Raw genomic sequence first — 24,607 nt, 5'->3', positions numbered from 1 at the left:
TAAGCCTCTTGCCTGTCCGTACTTTTTTTAATATCAGTACTTTTTTAGTATAAGACACAACAAGGGCTGGCATGAGCATGGTCTGGTTATTGCGTATTATAACAAACCCTTACTATAAATCAGTGCAACTTCGTTATCAGTTACGCGAGTCATACCCGCAAGCCAAAGCGGATGGCGCGGATGGCGATAGCGCTCGTTATATGGTTTTTACGGTAGTATAATAGTAAGGCGTTTATGTGCTTGGGCATTTTTCTTTTGGGCAGACTGTATTATCCTAAGCGCGGCTTTTGTGTGGTTAATCTACTTAAAATAGGTGCCGTCCTATTGGCATAAAGTGTGTTGATATGCAACGTGCCAGTTTTATGTTGAATGGGTTGCATTTCATCATGAGCATGAGGGTCTTGGGGATAGTGGTCGTGGCGTTTATAGCGATGTTAACGACATTAAAACAAAAGTTTTTAGCATTTTTTTGTCGGTGTTCCTATACAATCATGTCATGGCTGACACCAAAGTGTGCGGCATGACCTCATCGTCATTGGCCGTCTTTTGGTCTATATATCCAGCATCTTCTTCATCCGCGATATATGAGCAGCCATCTATCATTTAACATTCGAAAAAAAGGATTTCTCATGCCTAACGACACACGCCCCAAAACTGGTCAAGAAGCGCTTGAGCTTTTAAAAGAAGGTAACGCCCGTTACGTCGACAGCCTCACCAACCCAGATCCTGCGATGCAGAGGCGTCCAGAGCTTATCAGTGATCAAGACCCGTTGGCGATTATCTTGGGCTGCTCAGATGCACGCGTACCGGTTGAGATTGTCTTTGACCAAGGGTTAGGGGATTTGTTTGTGATTCGGGTGGCAGGAAATGTCGTCGCACCGTCACAGATTGGCTCGGTTGAGTTTGCTGCCGAAAAATTCGGTACCAAGCTGGTGGTGGTGCTCGGCCACTCACACTGCGGTGCGGTGACCGCTTGCGTAGAAGCGCTCATCAACCCTGAACAAAACTACACGCCAAACCTGCAGTCTATCGTCGATCGTATTCGTCCAAGTGTTTACAATTTGCATGAGCTGGCGACTGCCAATGGTCAAGACGTCGATGCCGATGAGCTGTTAGATCGCTCTATCAGTGCCAACGTGCGTATGTCTGTCAGTCAGCTCAAACATGGCTCCCGAGCTCTAGAGGACTTGACGACGAGTGGTAAACTGCTCATCGTTGGGGCAGAGTACGACTTAGAAACCGGTAAGGTACGGTTTTTAGAAGACTGATCTGTGCTTGGGGTTTTGTACTCACTTGACGAAAGCTGCCCTCAAACCAGAGCGGTGCGCTTTTTGCTTACAAAACCCTATCATTGATTGGTGCATTTTTGATTATCATAAAAGTAGCAAGCGCATTGCCATGCTGTGATTCGCTTGCTGATTCATTTGTTTTTTATATTAATTTTATATTAGGTATATTAGGATTGTTATGTCTCATTCAGCGTCTAGCTCAACCTCTCTTGATGATGCGGCGACTATCGCGCAGCCTGCCAGCAGCGTCGCGCATGCAGGTATTCAGCCGATCTCAGCGCAAACCTCAGGCTTTACCTTTAACCACACCATGCTACGCGTAAAAGACCCTGCCAAGTCGCTTGAGTTTTATACTGGGGTGCTGGGTATGACCCTATTGGCGGTCAAAAAATTCCCTGAGATGGAGTTTGATTTGTACTTTTTGGCCAAGCTGACCGATAGTGAGCGTGAGAATCTGCCGTCAGGTGCCGATCTAGAGATCTTTGCCTTTCGTCAGCGCGGTATCTTGGAGCTAACCCACAACTATGGCACAGAGAGTCAGGCCGATTTTAGCTATCATGATGGCAATAGTGGGCCGCAAGGCTTTGGTCATATTTGTTTTAGTGTGCCAAATTTGGCAGACGCGGTGGCTTGGTTTGACAAAAACAATGTCGAATTTAAAAAACGTCCAGAAGATGGCAGCATGAAACACATCGCCTTTATCAAAGACGTCGATGGCTACTGGATCGAGATTGTGCAAGCAGACTTGATGGCGTAGAGTGCTAAGGCGCATGATGCGCCACAAAACACAATGAGCCGCTGCGTTACCCAATCAATCAAAGGAGTGAACCGCCCATGCCTACCCCTGAGGCAGGAACCACAGTAAACGCTGACCGTGCCCCTGAGTCGACGACTGACACGCTGACGTATCACAGCATCTTTGATTCGGCCAATGACATCATGGTGGGGTTTTTGGAGCGTATTCCTTATTTTGTCGCATCGCTCATTGTTATCCTGATTTTTTGGTTTTTGTCGATACTTTTCAAAAAAATCGTTCATAAACTTTTAGGTAGCCGTAGTCGCCATCAAAACTTGGTTAAGGTGTTTCAGCGGGTAGGCGGGGCACTGATTATTTTTATCGGCTTTATGATTGCGATGGTGATTGCGGTGCCAGGGTTTACGCCCGCCAAGCTGATTGGCGCACTCGGTATCGGCTCGGTGGCGATTGGTTTTGCGTTTAAAGATATCTTCCAAAACTTACTATCAGGTATTTTGCTGCTGCTCTCAGAGCCGTTTCGTATCGGTGATCAGATTGTCTCAGGCGACTATGAAGGGACGGTGGAGGACATCAAAATCCGCGCCACCACCATCAAGACTTATGACGGTCGGCAAGTGGTCATTCCCAACTCAGATCTTTATACCTCGGCGTTGACGGTCAATACGGCCTATAAGCAGCGCCGTTTGCAGGTGGCAGTCGGTATCGGCTACGAAGATGATATCGAAGCGGCAAGAGCGGAGATTTTACGTGCGTTAGATAAGGCCGATAGCGTCTCGACGAAAGCTCAGCCTAGCGTGATTGCGACTGGATTTGGCGGCTCGTCTATCGATCTGACGGTACGCTGGTTTATCGAAGATGGCACGCAGGCCAATAAAGTCGCTTCCATTCATCAAGTCATCGTCGAGATCAAAAAAGCGCTGGATGCGGCAGGGGTCAATATCCCGTTCCCAATACGTACCATAGATTTAAGCGATCCGTCTGTCAGTGCTATTGTGGATAAAATGCAGACGCAGCAATCTCCTGCTACCGATCCGCAAGCGGCAAAGTAAGCCGATAGATACTTTTATAGCAACCAAACAACCTATAGCAAAAAAAACCGCCAAATCAGCAGATAAGGCGGTTTTTTGTGTCAGGTGGTTTTGACAGATGTTGCTCTAGACTTAGTCGTTTTTGACTTTAAAGTCAGTGTGGCATGATTTGCAGCTTTGGCCCACTTGACCAAACGCTGGCATGACATCATCCATGCTAGTGGCGGTTTGGGCGGCTGCATTTAGCTCAGCTGTCACTTGTTGGAAGTTTTCTGCTTCCGCGCGAAAGCCGTCAACATTTGACCATACCGCTTCAGTTGCGTTACCCGCGGCTTCTTGGTTTTCAAAATGGCTCCAAGGCGTGGCGGCATCTTCTGCCAAAAACGCAGCCTGCTCTTTAAAGATCTCTGCATCAAAGGTGTCAGGGGCTTCGGCCATATCGCCCATGACGCCCATCGCATCGCCCCAGCTTTTCATGCTGTCTTGACGCGCTTTGACATCAGGGTCCACAGAGGTGCTACAAGCGCTGAGGCCTAAAGCGGCCGCCATCAATGTGATACCAAAGACCGAGGTAAGTGAGGATTTGATAACTTGGGCCATATAAATTACTCCTTTAAATTTGGCTAATCGTCGGCGTGCTGAGAAAAACGCGCCACAAATGACGTTTTATTATAAAAATGAACGCATAACGTTTAGAAACATCAGTGCTTCTAAATGACTTTTGCTAAAAATACACTCTATTGTAACGGTTAACTAAGTAAGGATAGTTAAAATAGTTGTTATCTCATCGTAATATCCATCGCAAGCGCGTTTGTCAGACGTGGCCTATCAGGCATCGTCGACGTGTCTTGGCGGATGGTTTTGCTGTTTTGATATCTGCCTTATATAAATAAGGTCAGCCATGACAGCTGACCTTATGTGCACTTGGTAAGTGAGACAAAAACTTAAGCAATAGAAACGTAAGCAATAAAAACAATAGAAAAATACCTTGGTCTTTATTATAGGCAGACCTGCTATAGAGTCAACCAGTCGCGCGGTTTTAAGTAAAAATCTGTCAGCTCAAACTCAGGCGAGCCAGGCTCTGGCTCAAAGCGGTAATGCCAGCTGGCAAGCGGCGGCATACTGACTAGGATAGACTCGATGCGGCCATTACTTTGTAGCCCAAAGAGGGTACCGCGGTCATAGACGAGGTTGTACTCGACATAGCGGCCGCGCCGATACAGCTGAAACTGACGCTGCTCGTCGGTATAAGGGGCGGCTTTATGCTGCTCAAAAATAGGCAAAATACCATCGAGATAGCCGTTGCCTACTGCTTTCATAAAGTCAAAACACGTCTCAAAGTCCCAGCCGCGGCTCTCGCTATTGACATCGTCATAAAACAACCCGCCAATGCCGCGCTGCTCATTGCGATGACGCAGATGAAAATACTCATCGCACCACTGTTTGAAATCAGGATAAACGCTGTCGCCAAACGGCGCGCACAAATCATGACAGACCTGATGCCAGTGGACGCAGTCCGCTAGCACAGGATAAAACGGTGTCAAATCAAATCCGCCGCCAAACCACCAAATTGGCGCTTCGCCTTCTGCTTCGGCGACGAATAAGCGCACGTTGGCATGGCTGGTCGGGACGTTTGGGTTTTTGGGATGGACGACGAGGGACACGCCCATGGCTTGTGCTTTGCGCCCTGCGATATTGGGGTGGCGCGCCGTCGCCGACGCGGGCAGGTTGTGCACGTGAATGTGGCTAAACATCACGCCGGCTTTTTCGATCACCTCACCGTCTGCTAAGACACAAGAGCGGCCGCCGCCGCCTTCTGGGCGCTGCCAATCATCAGGGACAAAGGTGGCATCACCGCCGCCGTCACGCTCTTGTGCTTCGAGCGCTTGGCAAATACGTGCTTGCAAATCGACCAAAAACGCGCGGACGCGAGCGATATCGTTATCGTTTGGTATGGCAGGGTTTGCCGCATCTGCTTGTGCCTGAGCGACGTTTTTGTCTATGACGTTTTGGTCTATATTGGTATTAGCTGTATCTGGAATACTCATAACATATCTATTTATTTAGGTGTATGGCAGTATTAAAGTCTTTGTCGAGCAAATGTCCCATGCGGTCGCGTTTGGTGGCGAGGTAATCCGCATTCATATCGTTGACACCCACCAGCAGAGGCACGCGCTCCACCACATTGATACCGTGTTCGGTCAAGTAGGCGACTTTATCTGGATTGTTGGTGATGAGCCGCACCGCATCGACGCCGACATGGGCGAGCATGGGGCCGCACATGTCATAAATGCGCGCATCAGCAGGTAAGCCTAACATTAAATTGGCATCTAGCGTATCATGGCCCTGATCTTGTAGCGCATAGGCGCGGATTTTGTTGGTCAAACCAATACCGCGGCCTTCTTGGCGCAAGTACAAAATAGCGCCGCAGCCTGCTTCTTGGATGGCTTGCATGGCAGTATTGAGCTGCGGGCCACAGTCACATTTTAGTGAGCTAAAGGCATCGCCAGTAAGGCATTCAGAATGAATACGTACCAAGGGCACCGGCGGCTCTGAGGCTGCATGTGCTGTGCTCGGCACACCGAGGTTGTCTGCCGTCTTATCAGCCGCTACTTGCTCACACGCAGACAGACCAACGGTCAGCATCACATGCTCTTGGCCGTCGTCGTTTTCAAAAACATGAATATCAAACTCGCCATGACGAGTTGGTAGTTTGGCACTGGTAATAAATTGATATGACATTACTGTCCTACATAAGCCGGTGGTGGTGGCAGTAGAGTCTGTAAAAACGCGATCACCTGCTCATGACGATAGCATGGTTTTGCGCTTTATGGTAAAAACACACAAAGTTCACAGACGGCGCACGATGATTAAAGCGACAATTAAAAAAAAATGCTATTATGCCATACTATTTTGACGGATACAGTGACAAGTCTTTACCCTTACATTACTATGTCGTCACGAACATTCGGTATTGATGTCTGATAATAAGGCATAATACTCATCCCAAGCCGCGCCGCGCTATATATTATGCTCGCGTGCTTGCTGTGAGACGCCGCATGATGGACTTTATGCCGGTGTTACATAAATAACTATATGGCTTGTTACATCAATAATGATGTAGATATTATTGACGTCGCTTGGCTATCTTTTTTTTATACCCTAAAGCACGTTTTGTCAGCAGATTGGTAGGTATCGTACGGTTTATGCAGCAGTCACCTTATTCCCCACAGTCTCAGTCCGTATCTGCGTCAGCCACTACGTCTGCGGTTCAACTGCCCAGTCTGCAGCAGACTTATACGGCGATCCCACGTGTGCGCCCGCAGACGCCGCTGCTCGATAGTATCGATACGCCTGCTGATTTAAATGCCTTTAGTAGCGCTCAGCTGATTGCGTTAGCCGATGAGCTGCGCCTTTTTTTGTTGTATTCGGCCGGTCAAAGTGGCGGACACTTTGGTGCCAACCTAGGTGTGGTCGAGCTGACCATTGTCCTGCATTACTTGCTAGATGCGCCGCACGATCAAATCGTTTGGGATGTGGGACACCAAGCCTACGCTCATAAAGTGCTGACGGGTCGCCGCGATCAGCTGGGCAGTATCCGTGCAAAAGACGGGTTGACGGCGTTTCCTGAGCGCGCCGAGTCTGTGTACGACACCTTTGGTGTTGGTCATTCATCGACCTCCATCTCAGCGGGTCTCGGCATGAGTCTGGCGCTGCGGTATCAGGGGCTGCCGCAGACGGTCGCTTGTATCATCGGTGATGGGGCGATGACAGGCGGCATGGCGTTTGAAGCCATGAACGACGCGGTGCAGCAAGATGCCGACTTGTTGGTGATTTTAAATGATAATGACATGTCGATATCTTGCTCGATTGGCGGGTTTTCGCGGCATTTGGCCATGCTATGGGAGTCGGGGTATCAAGTAGATATCTCTGATACCGGTCAGCCTATCGTCTGCCAGCGCCCTGATATGCAGGGGTTTGATCGGCGCAAACGCCACAAAGAGATGCGCGATGTGCCGCAGCTCGAGGACAATTTATTCAAAGCCATTGGCTTTACCTACTTTGGTCCCTTTGATGGCCACAATATACCTGAGCTACTGCGCGTCTTGTCATTAGCAAAACAAGTCAAAGGCCCCGTGCTGGTACATGTCTATACCACGAAAGGCAAAGGCTTTGCGCCTGCAGAGCTAGACCCAGTTGGCTATCATGCCATTAGTAAGCTACCAGATGAGCAGCCGCATGATACGCCGCTTGCTGCTAAAAAATCGCAGCCTGCGCTAAAGTACTCGCAAGTATTTGGCCAGTTTTTGTGTGACAAAGCGCATGAAGATGACAAATTGCTCGCCATCACGCCAGCGATGGAAGAAGGCTCAGGCATGACCGACTTTGCCCGTCAGTTCCCAGAGCGGTTTTTTGATGTGGCGATTGCTGAGCAGCATGCCGTCACACTGGCTGCTGGTATGGCAACGCAAGGCGTCAAACCCATCGTGGCGATATACTCGACGTTTTTGCAGCGCGGCTACGATCAGCTGATTCATGATGTGGCTTTGCAAGATCTTGATGTCACGTTTGCCATCGACCGCGCAGGATTGGTGGGCGAGGACGGCGCGACCCATGCGGGTGTGTTTGACTTTGCTTTTTTGCGCTGCGTACCCAACATGCTAATCGCGGCGCCAAAAGATGAAAACGAGTGTTATCATTTATTAAATACTTGCTATGAGTATCAAGGCTGTACGGCTGTTCGTTATCCGCGCGGCGTCGGTACAGGTGCTGCCATCGAGCGCCCCGCGCAGACCTATGACATCGGCAAGGCAATGATTGAGTCGGTAGTAGGACAAGATGAGGCCCCTCTCAAACTGGCGCTACTGGCGTTTGGTAGCATGGTCGCCGCCGCTGATTCGGCTGCTCAAGATATCGCTCAGCAGTTGCACTGTCAGGTACATGTGGTCAATATGCGCTGGGTGAAGCCACTAGATACCGTATTGTTAGAAGAGATACTGGCAGACGGCATCACCCATATCGCCACCCTAGAGGAGCACATGCTGATGGGCGGCGCGGGCAGTGCAGTCAATGAATACTTGCTCAATGAGTCGGCGGTCTTTAAGCATCATCGCCCAGCCATTTGCAATATCGGTATTCCGGATCGTTTTATCGCGCACGGCGCGCCCGCAGAGCAAATGGCCGACTGTGGTCTGGATGTTGCAGGTGTGGTCAGTCAGCTCAAGCAACTGCTAAAATAAAACCCTATCATTCATAAAAAATTGCTAAAATAGCAGAGTAAAAAATAAAGCTTATAGGTTTTTTTCTTAAACCTCGCCTACTTGCCGTAGGTGTGAATTATTTGACAACTTGGGCGGTGCCACGACTAGCAATCATCTATTTGGTTTGCTTGGCGGCTAGGGTTTTTGTTAGGTTGATAGGATTTAGTTTTAAGTCGGCTTTATTTTTTGTACATTTTATCAGTGTTATCTCTTAAGTATATTCATTCATCAAGCAAATAGGTTATCTATGGAACCCATGGTCGTCATCGCAGCACGTGCTGCTGAAAAAGTCGGTAAAGAGATTTTATACGCGCATCAAAACCGTCACAAAATCGAGCTAGACATCGAGTCAAAAGGGCTTGATGGACTGGTCACCCGTATTGATCGTTTTAGCGAAGAGCTGACGATTGAGACACTAAAAGCCAGCTACCCAAACCATTCGTTTTTGGGTGAAGAGTTTGGTATGCAAGAAGGCCGCGGCGAAGATGCCGACTGGTGCTGGATTATCGATCCACTAGACGGCACCAAAAACTTCGTCCATGGCGTGCCGCAGTTTTGTGTCTCTATTGCCGTACAGTATAAAGGCGTGACCGAGCACGGCGTGATTTATGATCCTGTGCGTGACGAGATGTTTTCTGCCAGCCGCGGCAAAGGCGCGCGTCTCAACCAACGCCGTATCAATGTCAGTGAGCGTAAAGTCATCGACGGTGGGCTATTTACCACCGGTCATCCGCTTGAGCGCAAACGCAATGGCGAAGTCATCTCTTATGCCAAGCAGCACTTTGAAAGCCTACAAAAAATCTCTGAAGCGGGCGGACAAGTTCGCCGTTTAGGCTCAGCCGCGCTGGATCTGTGCTATGTGGCGGCAGGTCGTTTTGATGGTTATTTTGAGATGTCTATCAAGCCGTGGGACATCGCAGCAGGTGAGCTGATTGTCACCGAAGCACGCGGCGTGGTCGTCGATCATACTGGCGCGCACAACTCGATGACATCAGGCTCTATCTTTGCTTGTAACGTCAAGCTGCTCAAGCCATTGATGCAAGTGGTGGTACCGACTTGGGGCGATGCGTTTTAAGCTGCCTTCAACGATCAAATCTTAAAAGCTGGTACCATTATGGTGCCAGCTTTTTTATGTGCTTAGGGTTTTGGTCATCACACTTGTCCTTGACCGTGATGCCCTGAAACTCAAGCTCTTTGCTGGTCGCCTCTAGCAAATCCAGCTCTTCTTCGATCAGTATCAGCATGTCTTGTATATGCGGTAGCGCTTTACTACAGGCAGTGATGCCAAACTCAATCCTATCGAGGTAGCTGGCGAGCGTGATATTCATCGCTTGACCATCAAAGACGATAGAGGCAGGGTATAGCGATTGTAGCTTTGCGCCATTCCAGTATAAGGGCTTGGTTGAGCCGGGTACATTGGAGATGATCAGGTTAAAGGCTTGTTTTTTGGGGAATAAGCCTGTCGCCAGATTGATGCCTTCCCACGCATACGCAATCACGCTGTAATTGATCACTTGGGCCTGATTCATACGGCGAAAACGGCGTTTGCCGTTATTCATGCTGCGGTGGATAAGCTCGATGCGGCGTAGTGGATCATCAAGGTGCGTGCCGAGGTTTGCTAGGACAAATGACAGCTGGTTACCTGAGACGCTATTATCAGTACGTAGCGACATCGGGACAAAAGCGATCAACGGCTTGCTGGGTAGGGCATCCATGGCGAGCAAATAACGACGAATGGCCCCTGCACAGACGGCAAGCACCACATCATTTTTGCTGATTTTTAGGCGGGCGGCGATATCGTTAAAGCGTTCGATATCATAAGACTGCGCAGCGATACGACGAGAGGCGGAGATACGTTTGTTTAAGATGCTCATCGGCGCATCAAAGGTGCCGACATAGCCTTCGTCGCCATGGTTTTTGAGGTTGTCCAGCAGCTCAGTAAACACCGGTTTGATGGTAGAGATTTGCTCTTTGATGATGCGCCGCACGGAGCGCTCTTTGGGCAGTATGGCGTTGACTTGGTTGCGGTGGCGCGCCATCAGTGACCACACAGGCAGGGTGACAGGCTCGGTGGCGGACTGCGATAGGGATTTTTGTACCAAACGCATGGCTGCAATACCGTCCACCAATGAGTGATGGATTTTAAAATACAGCGCAAATCGCTCAGCACCGCCCTCAGTCTCGGGCTGGATGCCTTCTATCACGTGGCATTCCCATAGCGGCATGGCGCGATCTAGCAGCCGTCCGTGCTCCCTTGACACATACATCAGCAGCTCGCGAATCCGCGCAGGGTTTGGCAGCGCGACATGATGCAGATGATGCTCCACATCGAAGTTTTTGTCTTTTTTCCAAAAGATCAGATGCTCTAGCACTTGGTTAAAAGGAAAGCTTGGCGGCACGTCGGACTCTTGCATTTGTTTTACCAGCTGATAGACAAAATCACTATCCGCCGCTTTTGGTAATTCAAATAAAAACAAGCCGCCAACGTGCATGGGCTGTTTACGCGACTCAAGAAGTAAAAATAATTGATCGACTGCTGTGAGAAGTCGCATAATAAATCCTTTTATGAGGTTGGAGAAAAGACCTGTGATGGTGGTGTCATATCTAGCGCCACACGATCAGGTGTCCGCTGAGCTAGCAAACGTCTACTGAAAAAAGTAGCCTGTCTGCGGCGAGCTGGCGGCTGCCATTTTGCGCATCGGCATACGGCCCGCCAAAAACGCCTCACGCCCAGCCCATATAGCGTGCTTCATGGCTTCTGCCATCAAGACTGGGTTTTGCGCATTGGCAATGGCAGAGTTCATCAAGACACCATCGCAGCCAAGCTCCATGGCAATCGCTGCATCCGAGGCAGTGCCGACGCCTGCATCGACCAATACGGGTACGTTGGCGTTTTCGATGATTAGGCTGAGGGTATGGCGATTGAGCAGGCCAAGTCCAGAGCCAATCAAGCTACCGAGCGGCATAATCGCCACGCAGCCCATGCTCTCAAGCTCTTGGGCGACGATAGGATCGTCAGACGTATATACCATCACCTCAAACCCATCCTCTATCAAAACTTTGGCCGCTTTTAATGTTTCCATGACGTTAGGGTAGAGGGTTTTTTCATCGCCCAACACTTCAAGCTTGACCAGATTGTGCCCGCCCAGCAGCTCGCGAGCAAGCTTACAGGTACGAACCGCCGTTTCGGCATCAAAACAACCAGCAGTATTTGGCAAAATAGTGTATTTGTCTGGAGAGATGACGTCGAGCAAATTGGGCTCATCGTTGTTTTGCCCAATATTGGTACGGCGAATGGCGACGGTGACAATCTCTGCCTCCGACGCGCCGATGGCCTCACCTGTCTGCGCCATGTCTTTATATTTTCCCGTCCCGACCAATAACCGAGAAGAAAAGGTACGACTACCGACGTTAAAGGTGTCTGATAGCAGCGGCGTGGGAGTGGGGTGGGCGTTTTCTGACATAACTCAAATCCTAATAACGGGCGGCAAGATGACCTAATAAATAGACAGTCAAATATGAAAGGGTGTGTCTTAGTGCAAACATGCACCGCTTATCAGACAAGTCTTAAACTGATAATAGCGCACTATCGACAAAATAAAAATCCTCTGTGGACTTGGCGCGTTAGATGGCGCAATTGGCACCAAGCGATAGGGGCGCGCGTCTTGCAGATAAACTAATACGCATCTGACACAAAATGCTATTATACCAAACTCATGCAGGTTTACAGGCAGTCTTTTTTGGACTAAGGCGGTGCGCCGCTGAGCCGCGCTATGCTAAGCCGCGCTCTATAGTCAAGAGCGCTATGCCATTTTAGAGAGAGTCGATTTTACACATACCTCTGCTGTCATCATATGCTGCTCATACCGCAGTTATTCTTAGTTATCAGGTCGTTCTTATGATGCAATTGCCTTATAGTTTTGCCAAACGCCATCAGGTTTTGGTCATCCTTGCGATAGACCCTGAGCTGCCCGCGACGCTGGTACTGACCAAGGCCACACCGCTATCGGCGATTAATGAAGCGGTGCGGTTTTTGCAGCAGCAGGGCGTGCGCGGCGTGCCAACCTATGACAGTGTCAGCGCCGATGAGTTTGAAAAACGCCTAAACGCCGCTTATGCAGGCAATACGGGCGAGTCACAGCACATTGCTGCAGGACTTGAAGACCATCCGGATCTCGATAGCTTGGCAGATAGCGTGCCTGAGACAGAAGACTTGATGGATCAGCAAGACGACGCCCCCATCATCCGCCTGATCAATGCGCTACTGTCTGAGGCCATCCGTCTCAATGCGTCTGATATTCATATCGAAACCTTTGAAAAACGCTTGGTCGTGCGTTTTCGCGTCGATGGCGAGCTAAAAGAAATCATTAGCCCAAAACGTCAATTAGCGCCGCTCTTGGTCTCGCGTATCAAAGTGATGGCCAAACTCGATATCGCCGAAAAACGCGTACCACAGGATGGCCGTATCAGCTTGCGTCTAGCAGGGCGTGAAGTCGATGTGCGGGTGTCGACGCTGCCCTCTAGCTTTGGCGAGCGGGTGGTGATGCGACTGCTCGATAAGCAAGCAGGCCGCTTAAACATGACCTATCTGGGTTTGTCTGACAGCGACTATAGTGAGCTTAAGCGCCTTATCCATCGCCCGCACGGTATCATCTTGGTGACTGGGCCGACGGGGTCTGGTAAGACCACTACTTTATACTCGGCATTGACTGACCTAAATGATCAGACTCGCAATATCTTGACCGCTGAGGACCCGATAGAGTTTCAGCTCGATGGCATCGGCCAGACGCAGGTGAATAATAAAGTCGATATGACCTTTGCCAAGAGTCTGCGCGCGATGTTACGACAAGATCCAGACGTGGTGATGGTCGGTGAGATCCGCGATTTAGAAACCGCAGAAATTGCTGTACAGGCGTCACTTACCGGACATTTGGTATTATCGACGCTACATACCAACACCGCTATAGGGGCCGTCACCCGCTTACAAGACATGGGGGTTGAGCCTTTCTTATTGTCATCATCACTGATAGGGGTCGTCGCCCAGCGTTTGGTACGCACCTTGTGCCCGCATTGTCATGGCTGGCAAGCTGCAGATAGTGAGCAGGCCAAGCTCTTTACCGAGATTGATCTGACATCGGGGCCATCAGGCGCACAAGCGACAGACACCTTTATCAAACTCCCCAAACCCGTCGGCTGCGACAAATGCAATCAGACAGGCTTTAAAGGTCGTACCGCCATATATGAGGTGGTGCCCATCGATGATACGCTGCGCCGTATGATTCATAGCAACACCGCTGAGTATGAGCTAGAAGCCTACGCCCGCCAAAAAACATCGTCGATTCGCGCTGATGGACTGCACAAAGTGATAGCAGGTCGGACGACGTTAGAGGAAGTGCTGCGCGTGACCAAAGAAAGCGCGCTAAATGATGAACCGCTTTTAAATTGATAGGGGGGTTATAAAGGTGCCTAGCATATAAACGGCAAAAAAATAACTGACTATCAAAGCCAGTTATTTGGTCGTGCTCTATTGGTAATGACTGGTATGCAGTAGCACATTGATAGTGAATACCGCAATAGTGAATACCGCGATTATTTGACAGCGATACATTCAACCTCGACGCTTGCGCCCGCCGCCAGATCTGAGACGCCAAAGGCTGAGCGCACCGGATAAGGCTTGGCCATCGTGGCTTTGTAGACGTCATTAAAGTCAGCAAAGTCATCCATGTCGGTCAACATCGCCATGCATTTGACCACATCTGACTTTTGGTAGCCATACTTTAGGAGCGTGGCGTGAATGTTGTCTAGCGCTTGCTTGGTTTCGGCTTTGACGCCGCCTTTGACCAGCTTGCCGTCTCTAAAGCCGATCTGGCCTGACATATATAGTGTATCGCCGACCCGCACCGCTTCAGAAAAAGGATAGTTGCCACCGTCTCCCAAAAAGACAGGGCTGGATTTGCTAAGCGTGGCATGTTGGCTGGCATTTGCTGGAGCGGCTGCGGCAGTCATGCTAAGCCCCAACGCGCAGGCGCTGACCAGCAGTACCTTGGATAAAGGGGCTGTCAATGTATGGATAAGTTTGGACATCATTGTCTCCTTGTTATGGGTTTTTTATTTAATCACGCAATCTATGTGCTTTTGGCCATATCTGTAGTGGCGGCAGACAAGTCTTGCGCAGAGGGTGTATCGCTTAGTTGTGAAGCGGGTTGAGCGTCATCGATCTGGTCGTCACGCGCATCTGCCAATGCTGCGTCAGCGCTTGCTGCTGTTTGCGCATTCGCTTTACCTTGACGTCTGGCTTCTAGCTCTGATTTGGGTATCCAAGCCCATGTCATCTCGACCACGATAGGGTCGCGATCGCTATCAGACTCGCGATCATGGATGACGCAAGGGATGACCATCTCGCCTTTTGGGGTATTGAGGATGGTCAAGCGCTGCTCATCAGACAAGGTGGCGATAGCAGCGATCTGGCCTTTTTTGATGGGGCGATAAAAATCTACCGAGTAAGATTTAATCAGCAGGACACGGTCAGAGGGCAGGTTTAGACCCAAAATAAACCCCGTGGCTGTTTCGGCCAGCAGGGTGATGGCAACGGCGTGGATAGAGCCGATATGGTTTTGTACGGCTTTGGTGTTGTTTAAGCTGACCGCCACTTGGTTTGGCTCAACCGTCTCATAGTAGACGCCCGTGGTGCCGACATAGGGCACCACTTTACCAAAAGCCTTGGATAAAATACTAGAGCGGGCGCTGGCCGGTAAGTATTTGGTCACTGACAATAGCTTGGTAAATTGGTTACTGACGGGCTTGAGCGTGCTGTTTGGTGGTTCGACTGGCGATCTTGTGCTGTCAGCTACTTTGGCTGGCAATTTATTGGTCAGCTTGGTAGGGAGTTTTTTTAATAATCCTGACATACAAAATTCCTTTATATAGATAGGTTAAAGGTGACATTGCGTATGATGAAACCTCATCAATAACGACGAAGCGCCTATTGGCTGCCAAGTCGTCACCGCTACTATGGTACATTAACCGCGTTCTGCCTACTATTATTAGCATGAACTGCTGCGCTTACAAAATGATAGAAAGGTAACGAGCAGACCGCCCTAACGTCGCCATTTTCCTTGTTATAATCAGCCCGCCTATTGCTTGTTTCATGTTTATACACTTTTGCTCTGCTGGATAATGTTATGTCTGATGTCTTGCTCACTCAACCAAACCGCTCTCACCAACCGGTCAATATCATCTACACGGGTGTCGCTGGTACCGGTAAGACTTATCGATTGCTACAAATCGCCCAGCAATACACCGACGATCTGCCCACCGCTGATGATGAGGCGCTATTGGCCCAGCTGTTACAGGACTTGAGCTGGCGCGAGGTGCTATGCTTGATATTTTTGCAGATGCGCAAGTCGCAGCAGGACTTACTAAAAGTACCAGAGATTGTCGCCCATCCTTTTTTTGTGGCAAAGGCAGCCAAAAATGCCCGCGACAAAAACTTAAGCAGCACCGCTTGGTTGGCGCTGCGTCGCCACAGTCCTGCTGACTCGCAGACGGTCAGCTGTGACAATCGTGCCAGTCAAGCGTATTTTGATAAGGATGAGAGCGGTGCGTGGTATTTGCTGCCTGATAGCATCGACTTGCTAGAGGGTTTATCACAGCAGCTAGCCGAATTTGAGCACGCGCAGCTCGACAATAGTGCGCGCCAGCAAGCCCTTAGCCAGCAGCGCTTTAGTATGGTGAGCTTTCACCAAGCATACGGCTATGAAGAGTTTGTCGAAGGGATTCGCCCTGTCATGACACCTGCCAATACCGCTACCAATGCCGCAGGCCGACAGATGCAGTATGGCATTCAAGATGGCGCGTTTTTGTTGTTGTGTCAGCGCGCCGCTCGCGACCCCAAACAGCGCTATGCTATGCTGATCGATGAGATCAACCGTGCCAACGTATCACGAGTCTTTGGTGAGCTGCTAAGCTTAATTGAGCCAGATAAACGCACTGGCATGGCCAATGCGATGATGGTAAAGCTGGCGTATTCTGGCCGTACTTTTAGTATTCCGGCCAATGTTGATATTTATGCCACCATGAACACGCAAGATCATTCTTTAGCTCCGCTAGATATGGCGCTGCGCCGGCGCTTCCGATTTGTCGATTGTCCGCCACAGCCTGAGCTGCTACCCAGTATAAAGACAGACCACAGCGCAGACAGTGCTGAGCCAGTTGCCACGATAGCGCTCGATAAACTACTCAGCAGCCTCAATCAGCGCATCACGCAAACGCTCGGCAGCGAGTCGCAGTTGGGCCATGCGTTTTTGTGGGCGATAGAGAGTCTGGAGTACTTACAACGCGCACTGGCCGAGCAAATCATTCCACAATTAGCGCAAGCCGCAGGTGGGCAGGTGGCGGTGCTACAATATATCTTTCAAGATGACGAGCAGCCGCTAGCGATGCAGTTTATACAAGACAGCCAAGCGCTGCTGGCAGGTAGCCGGCCTACACAGACGGCGACGCAAAACGACAGCGCCGCTGGCTATTTGGGTCATGATTCATTTTTTGGTCAGCCGCACTCGGCTCTAGGGGCAGGGAGCTATAGGATAAATGCAGATCTTATAGCAGGCACAGGCGCATTTGCGCAGGCGGCTATCTATCAGCGGTTATACTGATGACTGTGCTCCATAACGATAGCGACCTTCATACCGCTGGTAATCCTGAGCTGCGGCGGCCAGCTGTTTCTCAGACAGGCATTATGACAGTGTTTGAGCATCAGCGGCTGACCGCGCGCGACTTTGCGTACGTGACTGATTTTGAGTGGCTACTGGCGCAAGAGTTTGCGGTATTTGGCATCAAGCGCAAGCGGGGCCAGTGGCAGCTTCAGGTGGGTCACTATATCGGTATTGTGCACCTGCCAAGTGGCATGGTGCTCGAGATATTACCCAAACGGATGGCAGCGACAAATACACCGCCTCAGCGTCAGTCGCCATCAAAGCAGCAGCGCGCTATCAGCCGCACTCGGCTTTGGGTGCAGAGGATGCTGGCAGATTTGATCGCCAGTAATGACTCATCACCGCAGACACTGCCAAATAGCAAACATCTTGGGCAGTTTGGTCGCCACGCCGCACCCTTACCGATCAACGCTTTGCCATTGTCAGATTGGCTCATTCAGCAGTTTTTGCAAGGACTGACGCAGCACCCACCCACCCAGCACTATCAAACGCAGATCGATAACCAAACCTCATTGCAAGGTCGCCTAGTGATAAAAGCGCAACTGCAGCGCAACCTGCTGCAGCCTCATAAGTTCGTGTGTGAGCGCAGTGTGCTCAGCCAAGAGATGCTAGCCAATCGGCTGATCAAAAGTGCTTTAGAGCAACTCAGCCCATTACTACAGACCTCCGTGCGTTTTCGTCGCATCGGTGCTCAGTTGTCGACGACATGGCAGCGGATCTCTGCGCTACATACTCATGAGCTGACGCAGTTGGCGACGGTCTATCAGCAAGCCAAACGCCAGTTTGCTATGCAACCACTGCATGCGAACGCCATGCAAGGTGCGCAGCAGCTATTAGAGATGGCGTATTGGCTACTGCGCCAGTCAAGTGTCGCTGGGGCAAATGGTATCGCGCCACCTGCAATAAAACAGCGGCCACCATCACTACGTTTGTGCCTACTGCTAGATATGAACCAAGCTTTTGAGCAGTGGGCCAGCTTACGTATCGCCGCACTGTTTCGGCGCGTCAGTACGGATTATCAGCCGCTGTTTCAGGCGCAGCGGGTCTGGTTAAATGACGAGGAGGGGCGAGCTTGTTTGTCTATCCGCCCTGATTTGTTGATTTATCAAACGCCGCCTGACAATGACAACTCAACTCATACAGATCACAAAGCAAAGGCGATCACTGACAGGGCAGGTTGCTATAGTCATGTGATCGATATCAAATGGAAAACGCTAGCCAATGCTGCTGCTATCAGCCCCAGCGATGCTTATCAATTGGCCAGCTATGCGCAGGCTTATCAAGCGCCGCAGGCTTGGCTGGTGTATCCTGTACAAGATGACACGCAGCAACCGACGAGGCTTCGCCAGCTGCCTGTCACAGAAGCGCTCGCCAGCAAGGTGCCAGATTATGCCACGCTATGGCTAATACCCTTTAACGTCAACACAGGCACGATAAATAAGGGCAGTGACTTGCTTCCTTGAGAAAATGTAGTATAATGCCCCTGTCGATGAGTAGGTAACATCGATATTAAGGCGTTGATTGTGGCCTTTTTTATAAAAACATGCGTTTTTGCGGTGATTTAATAATTCTTTTAAATTTATCAAAAATAGGTGTTGACACAATCGGCTTTACCCCTTAATATATGCACCTCGATAGCGATGAACATGAACAAGTTAGCGGCCTTGCCAACGACAAGTTACTTAACAAAACTATCGTAAAAATAGAAATATCGGAGTGTGGCGCAGTTTGGTAGCGCATCTGGTTTGGGACCAGAGGGTCGTAGGTTCGAATCCTATCACTCCGACCATCTATTTATTTAAGAGCCTTACAGGCTTTTTTTTATGTATAATGATTGAGTTTATACTACAATAGTATTGTAATCTTAATTAGATATATAAAAAGCCCTTAAGAGCGCCTGTAGCTCAGTTGGATAGAGCACCTGCCTTCTAAGTAGGTGGTCGCAGGTTCGAATCCTGCCAGGCGCGCCATTTAGCCTGCATATCTTGCCTTCCTTGGCCATATTATGGCGGTTGTAGCTCAGTTGGTAGAGCCCCGGGTTGTGATCTCGGTTGTCGTGGGTTCGAGTCCCATCAGTCGCCCCAATTTTTCTTTTTCTCTCTTTATCTGTCAGCAGCCTCTTTGGCTCTATTGCTGAACCTCTTTTGTTTCTTTATTAGACTTCCCTGTCGTTACTCTTTATATTTATCCTTCGATGCTCATAAATAATGACACTGGTTTTGGCCGGCGTTTTTTTGTGCCTGCGTGTTTATACCGCGATCTGATGCTTGGCGCTCATATTTGTCATTCTACCGTTTGATTTAAGTGCCATTTGCCGAGCACATAAGTGCGGACAGTATTGGCGCGCCTCGAGTTTGGTCTATGTGTCTAACGTATGTATATTTTTAACCAGAGTCCACGAGCGGATATTTGACTTGTGTCATCTCTATGAGATAGTTTATTTTGCTAGATTTGGACACTGCTGATAATCACTGAGGAACGACAGATGGACGCTCTAAGCGTATTGCTACAAAATGTGCATTTGTTTGAAACCAAATACTATCGGCTAAATTGCGTCGGTAATTGGTCTTATTCATTGACGAGAAAAGACACAATTTTATTTTACTTGGTGATGTCTGGCAGTTTTTGTATCGATGTTGGCAATGATCGACGAGAGGTACAGGCAGGCGATATTATCATGATTCCCAATACGCATCAGCACACAAGCTATGCGCTAGCGTATGATGGTGATGCCGCCCAGCCGCTAGATGAGATGCTCAATAGCTGCAAAGCGCAGACGCTAGATGTCAAAGGTGAGGGCGAGTCTAATTCGTCTCTGATTTTGATTGAGTGTAAGTATGACAAAGAGATGATACGGCCTTTATTGTCTGTCCTGCCATCGATTTTGCCCGAAATCAATGAAGAGTCCGATGGCAGGTTTGAGGTCATCGATGTGGAGATTAAGCTGCTGACCTTGGAGGCTGAGCGCGAGCGTATGGGTAAGACTGCGGTCATCAATCACTGGGCGAGTATCATGATGATTGAGTGTTTGCGCGTCTATATCGAAAGCTTGCCCGAAGCCACTGAGAATTGGCTAAAGGCCATGAAAGACCCATTTTTGACCAAAGCCTTGGCCGCCATGCATGAAGCCCCAAGCAAAAGCTGGACGATACATAAGCTGGCAGAGGTCGCGGGGATGTCGCGTTCAAGCTTTGCGCAGCGCTTTAAAGACACAGTCGGTATGCCGCCGCTAACGTATCTGATTGATTATCGCTTGCGTTTGGCGGCGCGCTATTTGCGGTTGCAACAAAACAGCATCAGCCGTATCAGTGAGCTGGTCGGCTATGCGTCGGATTCGACCTTTAGCCAAGCATTCAAGCGCGTTTACGGCGTCTCGCCCAAAGCCTATCGCCAGCAGTATCACGGCTAGCGCATGACGTGATGCCGCGTTTATCTGGCTAGGTATTTTGTCTAGTCTAGGTGTTTTAAGCCGCGTGCGGCGGTGGGTATTTTGCTGATGGACGGCTGACAATACGTCGATGTTCAGGTACTATGGAATATTGAGTCATCTGGACGCCAGCGCTTGTGACAAGCGCGCTATATTTCCTTATAAAGCAGGCATATAGTCAGATCTAGATGATGTTTCATTTTGCTGCAGATGGTATGTTATGACTGAACCAACCGCAAAGCCAAACGCCCAAGCCGGTAGCCAATCCGCTATCGAAGCCAATGGCAACAAACCAAGTAATGCGCCTCAAGGCACCGTCTGTGATGCGCAATACCCCATGACAGACGCTCAAACGGATGACAGCGCTGTGACTTTTGATAAAGCGGCACTGTTGGCCTTGTTTACGGTTGATAGCGCTGCGGACACGGCGCATACAGTCACGTCACAGGTGCAAGCTGATGCTTCTACCGATAAGGACAGCGTTGCCGCCCAGCGTCTGGCCTTGTACCGTGCTCAGCATGAGCGTACGCGGCTCTTGTATATGGCTCCTGCCAATATCCGTCCGACTTATTTGGTACAAACGCTCAAATCACAGTTTGTAGAATACCAGCAATATTTGCTGGCGCAGCAGCTTGATAAACGCGGGCTGATTGATACCGATGGGCTTGAGCGCCTTTGGCAGCAGCTACATGTGGTCGACGACATCATCGCTGATATCGTCCGCCACATGCCCGCGCAGCAGCCAGCAGGGTGGCAGCTGACCACTCAAGATGGCCGTAACCCGCTGTGCTTTGCCACGATCGGTAGGCTCAAAAACACCAAACCTATCTTTGATCAAGGCAGCCTCAATAGCTATGTGCTTGGGCACTTTGGGGTGAGTAGTTTTACTTACGATAGAGGCTATTATATCGGCCATGTAGTCGGCTATTTATTTAGTTGTTATTTTTGCGCGCATCTGTCCATTAGCTATAGCGTCACGGCGCTTGCGCCCGAGGTGGTGGCGGATTATAACTATGCCAGTTTAGAGACACCGCATATGGTGCGGCTGCTACAAGGGCTAGACGGCTATTGCAAAAAACGCATTTATCAATTGGCCGTCATCTGTGCACGGCTGAGCGTGTTTGCCAGTGACAAACGCATCGAGAGAATGCTGATCGCTGAGGTCAATGACTTTGATAAAAAGCTCCAACAGCAGCATTTAGATGTCTTGCTCCTCCAAGGGCTGATGCCGGATAGCAACGACTCCACACCGCTGTTTTAGGCGACAAAGCCATACCCTAAGGTTTTGAGCGCTGTTTTATCATCTAACGCCGTAAAGCCACATCTTTCTAGGGCGTAGATATCAGACGTCAGCCATTGTCGCCCAATATTGCGAGTGCCTTGATAACCAAACGCATTGAGATCATAATTATTCCATGAAAACGCTCAAACTACGCATCAAAGACAAACATGCCACTCAGCTCAATATCTTGGCTGGGGCGGTTAACTTTGTCTGGAATTACGTCAATGAGCTAAGTTTTAAACATTTACAGCGCACAGGCAAATTCTTTTCAGCTTATGACTTGGCCGCTTATACCAAAGGGGCGGGTGAATACCTAAATCTGCACAGTCAAACCTTGCAAGCCATCTCTGAAACCCATGCCAAGGCTCGTAAACAATTTAAAAAAGCCAAACTCAACTGGCGTACCAACAACCCAAAGGCCAAGAGAAGAAGTTTGGGCTGGATTCCTTTTAAAAAGACCGCTATTAAGCACCTAGCAACCCGTCAGTCAGGCAAGAAAAGCCTTAAATCTACTATTCAGCTAAGCCTTGCTAAGGGTGAAAAGCTAATCATTGATATGTGGGATAGCTATAACCTCTCGCTCTACAACATCAACACTTGCGAATTGGTACAAGACAATCGTGGTCACTGGTACGCCTGTATCACCGTTAAAGAGTTTCCAAAGATTAAGTGCGGCACGGGTCAGGTTGGTATTGATTTAGGTTGTAAAGATTCAGCAGTCAGTAGTGAGGGTGACAAGCTACAAATCAAAGTCACCCATCAATACGCCGAAAAACTGGCCATTGCCCAAAGAGCCAATAATAAAAAACGAGTTAAGGCGATACACGCCAAAATCAAAAATACCCGCCAAGATTTAATACATAAATTCACATCGAAGCTTATTAAGGCCAACAGCCTAATCGTTGTTGGTAAAATTAAATCAACATCATTCACTTCAAGCAAACTGGCCAAATCCGTCTATGATGCTGGTTGGTTTGAAATAAAGCGGCAACTGGACTACAAATGCGCGAACGCAGGTTGTCACTATATCGAAGTCAATGAAGCGTACACCACCCAAACCTGCTCGTGTTGCGGCTCTCGCCAAGACAGTCCGAAAGGTAGATCAGGTCTTGGTATAAGAGAGTGGTTTTGTCGTTCTTGTAAAACGATCCATAACAGAGATGTTAATGGAGCAAAAAACATTCTTGCGGTCGGGCTTGGCCGTCTTTAGTAGGAATCCCCGTCCTTTAGGTCGGGGAGGAAGTCAACATTCACTCTCTTTGATCTTCTTAGGATATCTGCTGCTATGCCAGCCTATCATTTTAAAGCGCTTGATGAGCGCGGCAGTATGCAAAAAGGCCTGCTCGAGGGCGATTCGGCGCGGCAGATACGACAGCAGCTGCGTGATAAGCAGTGGACGCCCGTGGAAGTCAGTGCGGTCAATGACAGACAAGCTAAGCATAAAAACCGCTATAAAAAACCCTCCGCTTACGAGCTGGCGCTCTTAACCCGTCAGCTGTCAGTCTTGCTGGCAGCGGGTATTCCGTTAGAGGAGACGCTTGCCGCCGTCGCCAAACAATCACCAAAGACGCATATTAAATCTCTCATGCTCGCTGTGCGCTCTCATGTGTTAGAAGGCTTGAGTCTTGCGCGCGCACTACAGCAAGCAGCCAGCTTTCCGCCGCTATATATCGCGACCATTGCGGCAGGCGAGAAATCTGGTCATCTGGATTTGATCCTCAACCAATTGGCAGATTACACCGAAAACCGTTTTGCTTTACAAAAGAAAATCCAAGGGGCGATGGTCTATCCGATTGTGCTGATGGTGATGGCGGTCGGAGTAATCATGGGCTTGATGAGTTTTGTGGTGCCAAAAATCGTCAAGGTCTTTGAGCAATCAGAGCAAGCGCTACCGCTGATCACCCAGATCGTACTCACACTGTCCAATTTTATCACTCAGTGGTGGTGGCTGATGCTGTTGGTATTGGCCGCGCTGGCCTTTTTGTGTTATCGCTTTGCCCAAACGCAAGCGGGCAAGCTGGCCATTGACAGTCTGGTACTCAAGCTACCGATAATGGCGCGCTTGTCTAAGGGGCTCAATGCCGCGCGCTTTGCCAGTACTTTGGCGATATTGGTGCGCTCAGGGGTGCCGCTGATTGAAGCCCTACATATCGGTGCGGCGGTGACGACCAACTTACATATCAAGCAAACCATTGTGAGCGCAGCCGATCGAGTCACAGAAGGCGCTAGCCTCTCTACGCAGTTAGAAAAATCTTCCTATTTTCCGCCGATGATGGTGCAGATGATCAAAAGCGGTGAAAACTCAGGCGAGCTAGAAAACATGCTCAGTCGAGCGGCCAACATGCAAGAGGCCGAAGCCACCAACTTTATCAGTACGTTACTGTCATTACTTGAGCCTTTGATGCTGGTGTTAATGGGCGTGGTGGTGATGATTATCGTCATGGCAGTGATGCTGCCGATTGTCAATATGAATGATTTGGCCGGTTAAACGCTATGTAACTTAGGGTGAATCGACGATATAGACTTTGTTTTGAGCGAAATGTATGGGCGATTAGATAACGGTGAGCCGTGGGTCTATCTTACTTAAACTTGCGCCAGCTTACTTAAGCTTTACTTACTGTTGTACATTGTTGACTGCGAGCAGGATAAACTTCTGCCAACCCCCGTAGTAAGCTATAGTAGCCAGCGTCAGTGTCTCTAAAACCTGCCCGCTGGTTTATAAAACCAAAAAATATATAAAGCCAAAAAAGGTAAATTCATAAAATAAGTCATCTGGCGGCGCTGGATAAAAATAAAATCATGGTCTATAGTGACCATGATGCCGATATCGATAGATAACGGCAAATAAA

19 protein-coding genes and 3 tRNA genes are annotated in these 24,607 nt (G+C 49.4%); 15 read left to right on the top strand and 7 right to left on the bottom strand.

Translation table 11 applies throughout. The features are described 5' to 3' along the window. Positions 1 to 629 precede the first annotated feature (629 nt). The 3 genes from AADH33_RS11635 (at position 630) to AADH33_RS11625 (ending at position 3,095) form a co-directional block, all read left to right on the top strand. Complete coding sequence (locus AADH33_RS11635; protein WP_207969706.1) at positions 630 to 1,268, top strand: carbonic anhydrase; 639 nt, start codon at positions 630 to 632, stop codon at positions 1,266 to 1,268. A gap of 199 nt (positions 1,269 to 1,467) precedes the next feature. Beyond that, positions 1,468 to 2,046, top strand: a complete 579-nt coding sequence (gene gloA / locus AADH33_RS11630; RefSeq protein WP_348548973.1) for a lactoylglutathione lyase — start codon at positions 1,468 to 1,470, stop codon at positions 2,044 to 2,046. 77 nt (positions 2,047 to 2,123) lie between these two features. Further along, entirely contained in the window at positions 2,124 to 3,095 is a 972-nt protein-coding gene (locus AADH33_RS11625; protein WP_348548972.1) for a mechanosensitive ion channel family protein, read from the top strand. Between the two features lie 111 nt (positions 3,096 to 3,206). Here the strand turns inward: AADH33_RS11625 and AADH33_RS11620 are convergent, their stop codons facing one another. From AADH33_RS11620 to ribA, 3 genes are all read right to left on the bottom strand, one after another. Then, positions 3,207 to 3,674 carry a c-type cytochrome gene (locus AADH33_RS11620; RefSeq protein WP_348548971.1) on the bottom strand — a complete coding sequence of 156 codons (468 nt, stop codon included), beginning with the start codon at positions 3,672 to 3,674 and terminating at the stop codon, positions 3,207 to 3,209. Between the two features lie 413 nt (positions 3,675 to 4,087). Then, positions 4,088 to 5,122, bottom strand: coding sequence for an oxygen-dependent coproporphyrinogen oxidase (gene hemF, locus AADH33_RS11615; RefSeq protein WP_348548970.1), 1,035 nt, complete (start codon positions 5,120 to 5,122; stop codon positions 4,088 to 4,090). A gap of 7 nt (positions 5,123 to 5,129) precedes the next feature. Beyond that, positions 5,130 to 5,816, bottom strand: a complete 687-nt coding sequence (gene ribA / locus AADH33_RS11610) for a GTP cyclohydrolase II (protein ID WP_348548969.1) — start codon at positions 5,814 to 5,816, stop codon at positions 5,130 to 5,132. Between the two features lie 464 nt (positions 5,817 to 6,280). Here ribA and dxs point away from each other — a divergent pair, with 464 nt between their 5' ends. Beyond that, positions 6,281 to 8,314 (top strand): 1-deoxy-D-xylulose-5-phosphate synthase, encoded by a 2,034-nt coding sequence (gene dxs / locus AADH33_RS11605; RefSeq protein WP_348548968.1) that lies wholly within the window; start codon positions 6,281 to 6,283, stop codon positions 8,312 to 8,314. 268 nt (positions 8,315 to 8,582) lie between these two features. Further along, on the top strand, positions 8,583 to 9,410 hold the full coding sequence (locus AADH33_RS11600) for an inositol monophosphatase family protein (protein WP_100748806.1): 828 nt from the start codon (positions 8,583 to 8,585) through the stop codon (positions 9,408 to 9,410). 37 nt (positions 9,411 to 9,447) lie between these two features. Here the strand turns inward: AADH33_RS11600 and AADH33_RS11595 are convergent, their stop codons facing one another. Both AADH33_RS11595 and AADH33_RS11590 read right to left on the bottom strand, forming a co-directional pair. Further along, positions 9,448 to 10,887 carry a WS/DGAT/MGAT family O-acyltransferase gene (locus AADH33_RS11595; RefSeq protein WP_075101810.1) on the bottom strand — a complete coding sequence of 480 codons (1,440 nt, stop codon included), beginning with the start codon at positions 10,885 to 10,887 and terminating at the stop codon, positions 9,448 to 9,450. Positions 10,888 to 10,980: 93 nt separating this feature from the next. Beyond that, the gene (locus tag AADH33_RS11590) at positions 10,981 to 11,799 is read right to left on the bottom strand and encodes a thiazole synthase (RefSeq protein ID WP_348548967.1); all 819 of its coding nucleotides are present in this window, start codon (positions 11,797 to 11,799) and stop codon (positions 10,981 to 10,983) included. Positions 11,800 to 12,233: 434 nt separating this feature from the next. On the opposite strand from AADH33_RS11590, the gene gspE reads away from it, so the two are divergent. After that, a complete protein-coding gene (gene gspE, locus AADH33_RS11585) occupies positions 12,234 to 13,781 on the top strand; it encodes a type II secretion system ATPase GspE (RefSeq protein ID WP_100748809.1) in 1,548 nt (515 codons plus the stop codon). A 143-nt stretch (positions 13,782 to 13,924) separates the two neighbouring features. On the opposite strand, the gene AADH33_RS11580 is transcribed toward gspE, so the two are convergent. After that, positions 13,925 to 14,422: a RidA family protein gene (locus AADH33_RS11580; protein WP_348548966.1), complete on the bottom strand. Its 498-nt coding sequence runs from the start codon at positions 14,420 to 14,422 to the stop codon at positions 13,925 to 13,927. A 38-nt stretch (positions 14,423 to 14,460) separates the two neighbouring features. After that, entirely contained in the window at positions 14,461 to 15,243 is a 783-nt protein-coding gene (locus AADH33_RS11575) for a DUF4442 domain-containing protein (protein ID WP_348548965.1), read from the bottom strand. 273 nt (positions 15,244 to 15,516) lie between these two features. Here AADH33_RS11575 and AADH33_RS11570 point away from each other — a divergent pair, with 273 nt between their 5' ends. From AADH33_RS11570 to gspF, 9 genes are all read left to right on the top strand, one after another. Beyond that, positions 15,517 to 16,989, top strand: a complete 1,473-nt coding sequence (locus AADH33_RS11570; RefSeq protein WP_348548964.1) for an McrB family protein — start codon at positions 15,517 to 15,519, stop codon at positions 16,987 to 16,989. Next, positions 16,989 to 18,512: an McrC family protein gene (locus AADH33_RS11565; RefSeq protein ID WP_348548963.1), complete on the top strand. Its 1,524-nt coding sequence runs from the start codon at positions 16,989 to 16,991 to the stop codon at positions 18,510 to 18,512. Before AADH33_RS11570 ends, AADH33_RS11565 begins: the two co-directional genes overlap by 1 nt. Before the next feature lie 249 nt (positions 18,513 to 18,761). Further along, a tRNA-Pro gene (locus AADH33_RS11560) sits at positions 18,762 to 18,838 on the top strand. Between the two features lie 104 nt (positions 18,839 to 18,942). Then, positions 18,943 to 19,019, top strand: a tRNA-Arg gene (locus AADH33_RS11555). A 38-nt stretch (positions 19,020 to 19,057) separates the two neighbouring features. Beyond that, a tRNA-His gene (locus tag AADH33_RS11550) sits at positions 19,058 to 19,133 on the top strand. 401 nt (positions 19,134 to 19,534) lie between these two features. Beyond that, complete coding sequence (locus AADH33_RS11545) at positions 19,535 to 20,458, top strand: AraC family transcriptional regulator (RefSeq protein WP_207969719.1); 924 nt, start codon at positions 19,535 to 19,537, stop codon at positions 20,456 to 20,458. Between the two features lie 238 nt (positions 20,459 to 20,696). Then, positions 20,697 to 21,737 (top strand): hypothetical protein, encoded by a 1,041-nt coding sequence (locus AADH33_RS11540; protein WP_348548962.1) that lies wholly within the window; start codon positions 20,697 to 20,699, stop codon positions 21,735 to 21,737. A gap of 154 nt (positions 21,738 to 21,891) precedes the next feature. Continuing rightward, positions 21,892 to 22,968 (top strand): RNA-guided endonuclease InsQ/TnpB family protein, encoded by a 1,077-nt coding sequence (locus AADH33_RS11535; RefSeq protein WP_348548961.1) that lies wholly within the window; start codon positions 21,892 to 21,894, stop codon positions 22,966 to 22,968. A 75-nt stretch (positions 22,969 to 23,043) separates the two neighbouring features. Continuing rightward, a complete protein-coding gene (gene gspF / locus AADH33_RS11530) occupies positions 23,044 to 24,246 on the top strand; it encodes a type II secretion system inner membrane protein GspF (RefSeq protein WP_348548960.1) in 1,203 nt (400 codons plus the stop codon). Positions 24,247 to 24,607 lie beyond the last annotated feature (361 nt).

The organism is Psychrobacter sp. KFRI-CH2-11 (genome assembly GCF_038239325.1).
GTDB classification, from domain to species: domain Bacteria; phylum Pseudomonadota; class Gammaproteobacteria; order Pseudomonadales; family Moraxellaceae; genus Psychrobacter; species Psychrobacter celer.
Note: the sequence above shows the minus strand (reverse complement) of the source record. Positions and strands in the feature narration are given on the sequence as shown.

Excerpts from the sequence above, each read along its gene's own strand:
- AADH33_RS11635 (WP_207969706.1), top strand. The coding sequence starts at position 630 with ATGCCTAACGACACACGCCCCAAAACTGGTCAAGAAGCGCTTGAGCTT.
- gloA (WP_348548973.1), top strand. The coding sequence starts at position 1,468 with ATGTCTCATTCAGCGTCTAGCTCAACCTCTCTTGATGATGCGGCGACT.
- AADH33_RS11625 (WP_348548972.1), top strand. The coding sequence starts at position 2,124 with ATGCCTACCCCTGAGGCAGGAACCACAGTAAACGCTGACCGTGCCCCT.
- AADH33_RS11620 (WP_348548971.1), bottom strand. The coding sequence starts at position 3,674 with ATGGCCCAAGTTATCAAATCCTCACTTACCTCGGTCTTTGGTATCACA.
- hemF (WP_348548970.1), bottom strand. The coding sequence starts at position 5,122 with ATGAGTATTCCAGATACAGCTAATACCAATATAGACCAAAACGTCATA.
- ribA (WP_348548969.1), bottom strand. The coding sequence starts at position 5,816 with ATGTCATATCAATTTATTACCAGTGCCAAACTACCAACTCGTCATGGC.
- dxs (WP_348548968.1), top strand. The coding sequence starts at position 6,281 with ATGCAGCAGTCACCTTATTCCCCACAGTCTCAGTCCGTATCTGCGTCA.
- AADH33_RS11600 (WP_100748806.1), top strand. The coding sequence starts at position 8,583 with ATGGAACCCATGGTCGTCATCGCAGCACGTGCTGCTGAAAAAGTCGGT.
- AADH33_RS11595 (WP_075101810.1), bottom strand. The coding sequence starts at position 10,887 with ATGCGACTTCTCACAGCAGTCGATCAATTATTTTTACTTCTTGAGTCG.
- AADH33_RS11590 (WP_348548967.1), bottom strand. The coding sequence starts at position 11,799 with ATGTCAGAAAACGCCCACCCCACTCCCACGCCGCTGCTATCAGACACC.
- gspE (WP_100748809.1), top strand. The coding sequence starts at position 12,234 with ATGATGCAATTGCCTTATAGTTTTGCCAAACGCCATCAGGTTTTGGTC.
- AADH33_RS11580 (WP_348548966.1), bottom strand. The coding sequence starts at position 14,422 with ATGATGTCCAAACTTATCCATACATTGACAGCCCCTTTATCCAAGGTA.
- AADH33_RS11575 (WP_348548965.1), bottom strand. The coding sequence starts at position 15,243 with ATGTCAGGATTATTAAAAAAACTCCCTACCAAGCTGACCAATAAATTG.
- AADH33_RS11570 (WP_348548964.1), top strand. The coding sequence starts at position 15,517 with ATGTCTGATGTCTTGCTCACTCAACCAAACCGCTCTCACCAACCGGTC.
- AADH33_RS11565 (WP_348548963.1), top strand. The coding sequence starts at position 16,989 with ATGACTGTGCTCCATAACGATAGCGACCTTCATACCGCTGGTAATCCT.
- AADH33_RS11545 (WP_207969719.1), top strand. The coding sequence starts at position 19,535 with ATGGACGCTCTAAGCGTATTGCTACAAAATGTGCATTTGTTTGAAACC.
- AADH33_RS11540 (WP_348548962.1), top strand. The coding sequence starts at position 20,697 with ATGACTGAACCAACCGCAAAGCCAAACGCCCAAGCCGGTAGCCAATCC.
- AADH33_RS11535 (WP_348548961.1), top strand. The coding sequence starts at position 21,892 with ATGAAAACGCTCAAACTACGCATCAAAGACAAACATGCCACTCAGCTC.
- gspF (WP_348548960.1), top strand. The coding sequence starts at position 23,044 with ATGCCAGCCTATCATTTTAAAGCGCTTGATGAGCGCGGCAGTATGCAA.